The following is a 7586-nucleotide window of genomic DNA, read 5'->3' as shown; positions in this document are numbered from 1 at the left end:
CGGCAGGCCGGCCGCGGCATCGGCCGCCTCGCGCGCCAGCGGAACGCCGGCCGAGACGGTGCCCAGCTCTGCCCGGCAGTAGAGGGCCTGGGCGCGGCCCTGGCGATGGGCGAGCTGGTCTGCCGCCGAGAAGCCGGCATTCGTCGCTGCCATCGCCGCGGCATAGCCGTCCGACGCGCAGGCCAGATCGTCACGCGCGGCGGAGGAGGCGGGCGGGCAGGCAACGCCGGGCGCGCGATCGGCGAGCGCGAGCGTCAGACACGCGTCCGCGCGGATCGCATGAAGGCGCCCGCAGGCGGGCCTGTCGGGCGTGCAGGAGGCGATGACGGGCTCGTTCGCGATGTCGCGCAGGCGGTTCTCGCTGCGTGCGGCCTGGAAACGCTCCAGCTGCGCGACGTCGGGATCGACAACGCGGCCGACCTGCTGGCAGGAGGCGAGAACGAGGGCGAGGGCGAGAAGCGGGAACCGGATCATGGCGCGACGCTCCCTTCCTTCGCGGCCGCCTTCTGCAACTCGGCGATCACCAGCGCAGGGTCGACCTTCTTGTCGCGCAGGTTGCCCACCATCATGACGAGGGCCTCCATCGCCGCCTTCTGCTCATCACTCGCCGACTCGACAGGGCCGGCATCGAGCACCGCGTTCACCGCATCGACCGGCGGTGGTGCGATGCCGAGGGTGGAAGCGACCGTGGCGACCGTCTCCGGCTTCACATCGTTCATCGCCTGTTCGGCGAGAAGCGCGCGGCGGAACTCGTCGAGCCCTGCCTGCATCTCCTCGCGGCTGTCGAACAGCGCGGCATCGCCGCCATACATCGACCAGAGCCTGTCCGGTGCATCGTCACGCGCGACGGCGTCGAGCAGCGTGGCGAAGAAGCCGGGCTCCTGCCGCTTGGAGGCGAAGGCGCCGGTGAAGATGGCGCAGCGCTCCATCCTGATCTCGGCCGAGGTGGGGGTGATGACGCCAAAATCGATCAGCTTCGCCTCGTAGGGTGCTGCGAGGATGCGCGCGCGCCAGCGGCGATACTCGGCCGAGCCGAGCTGCCAGCCGAGGCCCAGCACCATCGCGACACCGGCGACGGGGCCGAGCACGCCCATGCCCGGCAGCGCGCCGGCAGCCTTGCCGAGCAGGCTCGCGACGGGGGAGTTGCCGATCAGGTCCTGCCCGGCCTTCAGCACCGCGCCGACGGAGGTTTCCGAGATCTCGCCACCGGCGATCGCGCGCGCGCCTTCGGCCGCGCTGCGCGCCCGGCGCAGGAGATCGCCAGCACCTTCGGGAACGAGGCCCTTCGGCAGCGCGGGGCCGAGCACGTTGACGAGGACCTCCGCCGCGGCGAGGTGACGATCGACGGTGGAGATGCCGTCCTGCAACCGGTTCGGGCGCGTCGCGTCGGCCCCTGCCGTCGCCACGCGGCCTTCGGCGGCGGTCGCGCGCGCATTCGCGTCCGTCGCCTCGCCCTGCACGGTCGAGAGCGTGCCGGCGAGCTGCCGTGCGGTCTGCGCATCGCCCGCGCCGCTGCGCGTGCCGAAATAGAAGGCGAACACGCTCATGACGATGCCGTTGACGTAGCCGGCAATCGCGGCATCGAGCTTCAGCGCGTTGGAGAACAGCAGGATGGGCAGCCCGACGAGGCCGACGATCAGCGCAAGCAGCGCGCGGATCGTGCCCTCGGGCAGGGCCATCGGCAGGTCCTTGAGGTTGGCGAGGCGCTCGGGCGGGATGGTCGGGTCACGCAGCAGGGCGAAGAATCGGCTCGCCAGCCACCACATGAAGGTGCCGATCGACATGCCGATCAGGAACACCAGCAGCGCTGCGAGATTGGCGACACCCTCGCCACGGTCGAGCGCGCCGGCGAGGGAGCCGACGCCGGGGATGTCCATCCACTGCGCGCCCTTGAGCACGAGGATGATGGCCGCCCCGATCATGACGATCTGGAAGGGAAGCTTGATGATCGTGAGGAACGCGTCGCGGTTCACGGCTGACGGATCCTCCCGTGCCTGGCGGTTTCGATATCCCCAGCCCTTGCGGTGCAGCATCGTTCCGCGCACGGGTGTATGTCAATCGTCCAGTGGGTGTTCCGCGTCACGCCCTGCCTGATCCTGACGTGCTTGGGGGCGGCGGCTTGGCAGCCCGGCGGTTCCGCGCCAAGGTGCGGCCCCCCAGCTCAGGTCCGGGGGGGAGGAGAGCCCCATGAACGCAGTCACCCATGCCGCAGACACGGCAGCGGTGGCCTGGAAGGACGCGGTGTTCGCCGCGCTCAAGGCCGCCGACGTCAGGCAGATCCACTACGTCCCCGATGCCGGCCATGCGCGCGCGATCAGCCTCGCGCATGAGGACCCCGCCATCCGCGCCGTGGTGCTGACCACCGAGGAGGAGGGCGTTGCCGGATGTGCCGGCGCCTGGCTCGGCGGCGAGCGTGCGGCGCTGCTGATGCAGTCATCCGGCGTCGGCAACTGCATCAACATGCTGTCGCTGATGGAGAATTGCCGCTTCCCGCTGCTGGCGCTGATCACGATGCGGGGGGAATGGGCCGAGTTCAACCCGTGGCAGGTGCCGATGAGCCGCGCGACCGAGCCGGTGCTGACCGCGATGGGCGTGCGCTGCTTCCGCGTCGACCGGCCGGAGGACGTTGGCGATGTCGTCACCGCCGCGGCCGACATGGCGTTCGGCGCTGAACAGGCGGTTGCCGTGCTGCTCGGGCAGCGGCTGATCGGGCGGAAGGTGTGGAAATGATCGACCAGGTTCTCGCGCGACGTCCTGCCGTCCGCGCCCTTCTCGCCGACAGGCCGAACGAGCTTCTGGTCATCGCCGGCCTCGGCACCCCTGCCTACGACCTGTTCGATGCCGGGGACCATGGCGGCAATTTCTATCTCTGGGGTGCCATGGGCGGGGCGGCGATGATGGGGCTCGGCCTCGCGCTCGCGCGGCCATCCAACCCGGTCCTCGTGCTCACGGGCGACGGCGAGGCGCTGATGGGGCTCGGCGCGCTTGCGACCGTGGCGGCGCAGAAGCCGGCGAACCTCACCATCGCGGTGCTCGACAACGGGCATTTCGGCGAGACGGGGATGCAGGCGAGCCACACGAGCCTCGGCACCGATCTGCCCGCCGTTGCCGCCGCCTGTGGCTTCGCCTGGACCGCGACGGTGGATGGCGAGACGGCGTTGCGCGCCCTGGCACCGAAGCTCACCGCGGGCGCGGGGCCAGGTCTGATCCGCATCGTCGTCGGCTCCGAGCCGCTGCCCAAGACGCTGCCCGCGCGCGACGGCGCCTATCTGAAAACCCGCTTCCGCGCACATCTGGGCCTCCAGCCCGCCTGAGAGTCCCCAGGCGCATTCTCACGCAGGCTCCGATCCGTTCCACGCCTCATCGAGGGAGACACCGCATGCCGCAGGATCCGTTCTTCAACCAGCACCTGTTCGACAAGGGCCTCGAGGTGCGCAAGGCCGTTCTCGGCAAGGAGTATGTCGAGACGTCGCTCGCCAAGGCCGACGACTTCACGATGGCGTTCCAGGAATTCACCACCGAGTATTGCTGGGGCATCATCTGGAACCGGCCGGGCCTCGACCGGCGCACGCGCAGCTTCCTCAACCTCGCGATGCTGATCGCGCTGAACCGCCCGAACGAGCTCAAGCTGCACATCGGCGGCGCGCTGAACAACGGCATCACCAAGGACGAGATCAAGGAGGTGTGCCTGCAGGCCTTCGTGTACTGCGGCGTGCCGGCGAGCCTCGATGCCTTCAAGATTGCGCAGGGCGTGTTCGCCGAACGCGGGATCTGACGCGCATGGCCACGCCCATCGCCGCTCCCGCCGCAATCGCCTTCATTGGCCTCGGCACGATGGGCGCGCCGATGGCGGGCCACCTGGCCGCCAGGGGCTACGACGTGCGCGGATGGGACGTGTCGGCGGCGGCACGATCGGCCTCGCCCGTTCCCGTCGCCGCCTCGGCGCGCGCGGCGGTGGCGGGTGCGGTGGCCGTCATCACGATGCTGCCCGATGCCGCCGCGGTGCGTGCCGCACTGATCGACGGCGATGCGCTGGCCGATGCGGCCCCCGGCACGCTCATCATCGAGATGTCGTCATCCGATCCGCTGGCCACGCGCACGCTCGGTGGCGAGCTGGCGGCGCGCGGGTTCGCGCTGGTGGATGCGCCGGTGTCGGGTGGGGTGAAGAAGGCGCGCGAGGCGACGCTCGCGATCATGGCGGGCGGCGAGGCGGTGGATGTCGATCGTGCGATGCCCGTGCTCGCGGCGATGGGGGCCTCCGTGTTTCGCTGCGGCGGGCTTGGCGCCGGGCACGCGATGAAGGCGCTGAACAACTACGTCTCCGCCGCCGGCCTGGTCGCCGCGGTCGAGGCGCTGGCGATCGGCGCGCGCTTCGGCCTTGACCAGGAGAGCATGGTCGATGTGCTGAATGCCTCAACGGGCAGGAACAACACGACCGAGCACAAGCTGAAGCAGCAGGTGATCCCGCGGACCTTCGCCGCCGGCTTCGCGATCGGGCTGATGGCGAAGGATGTGGGTGCCGCGGCCTCGCTCGCGCGCGGCATGGGTGTCGACGCGCCGCTGGCGCAGGCGATGGCCGAACGCTGGGCCGCGGCCGCGAAGGCGCTCGGGCCCGGTGCGGATCACACGGCGATCGCGAAGTTGCTGGAGGGCTAGTCCGCGCGGGGCAGGGCGAGGCCCGTTCCGGGATCGAACAGGTGCAGCTTGGCGTCGTCGAACGCCACGGCCGCCGGCGCGTCGATCGCCGCGCGCACCTCTGCCTTCACCTCCGACGTGATGCGCAGCTTCGGCGCGACCTCGACCTCGATCAGACGCTCGCTGCCGATGAGCTCCACCATCCAGACGGTACCCGGCACGGCGGTGGGATCATCGAGGTCGGCGAGGCGCACATCCTGCGGGCGAACGCCGAGCACGAGCCTGCGCCCCTCATCGGCGCGGGTGAGCGTGAATTGCGGCGGCACGGGAATGGCGCGGCCGGCGAGCATGAGCACAGGCACGCCGCCATGTTCCGCGACGGTGACGTCGCAGAAATTCATCGGCGGTGAGCCGATGAAGCCCGCGACGAAGAGGTTCACCGGCCGGTCGTAGACCTCCTCCGGCGTCGCGAATTGCTGCACCACGCCCTCGTTCATCACCGCGACGAGATCGGACATCGTCATCGCCTCGAGCTGGTCATGCGTGACGTAGATCGAGGTCGTCTCGAGGTCGAGATGGAAGCGCTTGAGCTCGCCACGCATCGTCGCGCGCAGCTTGGCGTCGAGGTTCGACAGCGGCTCGTCCATCAGGAAGATGTCGGGCTTGCGCACCATCGCCCGGCCGAGGGCGACGCGCTGGCGCTGCCCGCCCGAGAGCGCGCGGGGCTTGCGCGCGAGCAGGTGCCCGATCTCGAGGACCTTGGCGACGATGCCGACCTTCTCAGACCGCTCGGGGGCGGCCATGCCGCGCACCTTGAGGCCGTAGCCGATGTTCGCGGCCACATCCATCGTCGGGTAGAGGGCGTAGGACTGGAACACCATTGCGATGTTGCGATCGGCCGGGGCCAGGTGATCGACCCGCTCTCCGCCGAAATGGATCGCCCCGCCGGAGGCACGCTCAAGCCCCGCGATGAGGCGGAGCAGGGTGGTTTTCCCGCAGCCCGACGGGCCGAGGAGGGTCACGAACTTGCGCTCCGGGAAGGTGAGGTCGAGCGCCTTCAGCACGCTGTTGGAGCCGAAGGATTTCGAGAGGTTCTCCAGCCGAACGTCCATCGCGCTTCAGCCCTTCACCGCGCCGGCGCCGAACCCGGCGACGAGGTGGCGCTGCAGCAGTGCGAACAGGATCGCCATCGGAACGGTCATCAGCACCGAACTCGCCATCATCAACCCCCAGTCGACATGCGTGCCGTCGAAGAAGTGCATCACGCCGACGGTGAGCGGCAGGTTCTCCATCGTGTTCATGAACACGCGGCCGAACAGGTAGTCGTTCCACGAGACGATCAGCGTGAAGATCGCGGCAGCGACGATGCCTGGCCAGGCTGTCGGCAGCACGATCTCGAAGAACACGCGGAGCCGCGACGCGCCATCGACCAGGGCTGCCTCCTCGATCTCGATCGGCACGCCGCGGAAGAACGCCCACATCAGCCAGAGGCTGAACGGCAGCGTGATGCAGACATAGCCGAGGATGAGCGACAGCAGCGTGTCGGTGAGCCTGAGGTCGGCCATCACCAGGAACATCGGGAACACGAAGATGATCGACGGCACCATGTAGCCGACGAGGGCGAGATACGGCACCGCGCGCTGGCCGGGAAACCGGAAGCGCGTCAGCGAGTAGGCAGCGAGCGTCGAGACGATGGTGCTGATCAGCGTGGTGCCGACCGCGACGATGACGGAGTTGAGGAACCAGTCGAGGAAGAAGGCCGATGGCGGCGGGGCTGAGGAGGCAGCGCTGCCACCCTGGAAATAGGCCTGCTTGCCGGCGAAGAGCGAGGTGTAGTTCTCGAACGTCCACACATTCGGCCAGAGGGTGGGCGGCCAGAGGAAGATCTCGTCCTTGGGCTTCACCGAGGTGAAGAAGGCCCAGATCAGCGGGAAGCACACGACGATCGTGACGAGGATCAGGATCGTGTAGAGCGCGATGCGCCCGGCCCATTCCTTTGCCGTCATGTGTTCTTCTCCTCGGCGCCGAAGCCTGACACGCGCACGTAGACGATGCTGCCGGCCAGCAGCAGCACGATCATGACCACCCCCGTGGCCGCCGCGACGCCGAGGCGAAGGTTCGCCATCCCCTGCTCGAACGCATAGACGGCGAGGTTGAACGTGCTCGTCCCCGGCCCGCCGCGCGTCAGCAGGTAGATCTCCTCGAACTTGTTGAAGGTCCAGATCGTGCGGAACACGATGACGACGACCAGCACCTCCTTCAGCATCGGCAGCGTGATGTCGAGAAAGCGTCGGACGGTGCCCGCGCCGTCAACCTTCGCGGCGTCGTAGAGCTCCGTCGGGATCGTCTGCAGCCGCGCGAGGACGCAGATGATCACGAAGGGCGTGTACTTCCACACGTTCAGCATGATGGCCGACGCCATCGCCATGTTCGGCGTCGACAGCCAGGCGATGTTCTCGTCGATGATGCCGGCCTGCAGCAGCAGGTGGTTCACCACGCCGATCTCGCTGTTGAAGATCCAGCGCCAATTGAGCGCGATCACCACCGTCGGGACGATGTAGGGAAACAGCAGCAGGCCGCGGAAGATCGCGATGCCGGGAAGCTGCGTGTGCAGCAGCAGCGCGAGTGCCACGCCGAACAGCGTCTGCAGCACGATCGACCAGCCGGTCCAGACCAGCGCCTGCCAGAAGCTCTCGTAGAACAGCGGATCGCTGAAGATGATCTCGAAGTTCCGCAGGCCGACGAAGTGCACATCGTCAGGGCGCAGCGGGTTGTACGCGAGGAAGGCCATGCGCACCGCTTCGACCACCGGCCAGATCATGAAGGCGCCGGCGGTGATGATGAACGGCAGCATGAACAGGATGCCGACCTGCATCTCGGTCAGGCGAAAGCCAGAGGCACGGCGCACGCGGTGCGGGCCGCCTTCGACAGTTGCGGCCCGCACCGTCATC

At 68.7% G+C, this 7586-nt stretch carries 9 protein-coding genes; 4 read left to right on the top strand and 5 right to left on the bottom strand.

Going from position 1 to position 7586, the window contains the following annotated elements:
• Together Q0C38_RS20355 and Q0C38_RS20350 are read right to left on the bottom strand one after the other, a co-directional pair.
• The coding region (locus Q0C38_RS20355; RefSeq protein ID WP_291298965.1) for a hypothetical protein at positions 1–474 on the bottom strand (474 nt) is incomplete at its 3' end.
• Positions 471–1973, bottom strand: a complete 1503-nt coding sequence (locus Q0C38_RS20350; RefSeq protein ID WP_291298964.1) for a hypothetical protein — start codon at positions 1971–1973, stop codon at positions 471–473. The genes Q0C38_RS20355 and Q0C38_RS20350, both read right to left, overlap by 4 nt.
• Positions 1974–2187: 214 nt before the next feature.
• On the opposite strand from Q0C38_RS20350, the gene Q0C38_RS20345 reads away from it, so the two are divergent.
• The 4 genes from Q0C38_RS20345 to Q0C38_RS20330 all read left to right on the top strand — a co-directional run bounded on the left by Q0C38_RS20345 (position 2188) and on the right by Q0C38_RS20330 (position 4656).
• Positions 2188–2730, top strand: coding sequence for a thiamine pyrophosphate-binding protein (locus Q0C38_RS20345; RefSeq protein WP_291298963.1), 543 nt, complete (start codon positions 2188–2190; stop codon positions 2728–2730).
• Entirely contained in the window at positions 2727–3314 is a 588-nt protein-coding gene (locus Q0C38_RS20340; RefSeq protein WP_291298962.1) for a thiamine pyrophosphate-dependent enzyme, read from the top strand. Before Q0C38_RS20345 ends, Q0C38_RS20340 begins: the two co-directional genes overlap by 4 nt.
• Before the next feature lie 65 nt (positions 3315–3379).
• The gene (locus tag Q0C38_RS20335; protein WP_291298961.1) at positions 3380–3775 is read left to right on the top strand and encodes a carboxymuconolactone decarboxylase family protein; all 396 of its coding nucleotides are present in this window, start codon (positions 3380–3382) and stop codon (positions 3773–3775) included.
• Positions 3776–3780: 5 nt separating this feature from the next.
• Positions 3781–4656 (top strand): NAD(P)-dependent oxidoreductase, encoded by an 876-nt coding sequence (locus Q0C38_RS20330; protein ID WP_291298960.1) that lies wholly within the window; start codon positions 3781–3783, stop codon positions 4654–4656.
• Here Q0C38_RS20330 and Q0C38_RS20325 read toward each other — a convergent pair.
• The 3 genes from Q0C38_RS20325 to Q0C38_RS20315 are packed head-to-tail and all read right to left on the bottom strand — an operon-like array spanning position 4653 to position 7585.
• A complete protein-coding gene (locus Q0C38_RS20325; RefSeq protein ID WP_291298959.1) occupies positions 4653–5747 on the bottom strand; it encodes an ABC transporter ATP-binding protein in 1095 nt (364 codons plus the stop codon). The two genes, Q0C38_RS20330 and Q0C38_RS20325, sit on opposite strands and share 4 nt — an antisense overlap.
• 6 nt (positions 5748–5753) lie before the next feature.
• Positions 5754–6641: a carbohydrate ABC transporter permease gene (locus Q0C38_RS20320; protein ID WP_291298958.1), complete on the bottom strand. Its 888-nt coding sequence runs from the start codon at positions 6639–6641 to the stop codon at positions 5754–5756.
• The gene (locus Q0C38_RS20315; RefSeq protein WP_291298957.1) at positions 6638–7585 is read right to left on the bottom strand and encodes a carbohydrate ABC transporter permease; all 948 of its coding nucleotides are present in this window, start codon (positions 7583–7585) and stop codon (positions 6638–6640) included. Before Q0C38_RS20315 ends, Q0C38_RS20320 begins: the two co-directional genes overlap by 4 nt.
• Position 7586 lies beyond the last annotated feature (1 nt).

The organism is Elioraea sp., from assembly GCF_022842375.1.
Lineage (GTDB): Bacteria > Pseudomonadota > Alphaproteobacteria > Acetobacterales > Acetobacteraceae > Elioraea_A.
This window is presented reverse-complemented; position numbering and strand designations above follow the sequence as displayed.

Coding starts and splice junctions, on each gene's coding strand:
- Q0C38_RS20345 (WP_291298963.1), top strand. CDS start 2,188: ATGAACGCAGTCACCCATGCCGCAGACACGGCAGCGGTGGCCTGGAAG.
- Q0C38_RS20340 (WP_291298962.1), top strand. CDS start 2,727: ATGATCGACCAGGTTCTCGCGCGACGTCCTGCCGTCCGCGCCCTTCTC.
- Q0C38_RS20335 (WP_291298961.1), top strand. CDS start 3,380: ATGCCGCAGGATCCGTTCTTCAACCAGCACCTGTTCGACAAGGGCCTC.
- Q0C38_RS20330 (WP_291298960.1), top strand. CDS start 3,781: ATGGCCACGCCCATCGCCGCTCCCGCCGCAATCGCCTTCATTGGCCTC.
- Q0C38_RS20325 (WP_291298959.1), bottom strand. CDS start 5,747: ATGGACGTTCGGCTGGAGAACCTCTCGAAATCCTTCGGCTCCAACAGC.
- Q0C38_RS20320 (WP_291298958.1), bottom strand. CDS start 6,641: ATGACGGCAAAGGAATGGGCCGGGCGCATCGCGCTCTACACGATCCTG.
- Q0C38_RS20315 (WP_291298957.1), bottom strand. CDS start 7,585: ATGACGGTGCGGGCCGCAACTGTCGAAGGCGGCCCGCACCGCGTGCGC.